Here is a 276-nt window from a genome sequence, read left to right as displayed (position 1 = left end):
GGTTCGGAGCGGATCTTGTCGCCGTCGAGGGAGACCAGTCCGGTGCGGCCGTCGACCTGTACGTCTCCGGTACGGGAGTTCAGGAGCAGGTCGCCGGGGCCGATGCCCCGGGTCCCGCGGACGGCGACCCGGCGACGGCGGGTCGGCATCAGGTCCGAGCCGAGGTCGACGGCGGCCTGGGCGACGAAGGCGACCGACAGGTCGGCCGGGGTCGCCCCGTGGTCTCCGAACCGGCCGACTCCATCTCCCTGAACCGTCTCTACTTCCTCTGAGGAC

1 pseudogene is annotated in these 276 nt (G+C 71.7%); it reads right to left on the bottom strand.

The features are described from left to right. Positions 1-276 (bottom strand): annotated as a pseudogene (locus RMT89_RS42800) (hypothetical protein); the annotation flags it as partial.

It is taken from the genome of Streptomyces sp. P17 (genome assembly GCF_032436805.1).
Lineage (GTDB): Bacteria > Actinomycetota > Actinomycetes > Streptomycetales > Streptomycetaceae > Streptomyces.
The sequence above is the reverse complement of the archived record's forward strand: the minus strand, read 5'-3'. Positions and strand labels throughout refer to the sequence as shown.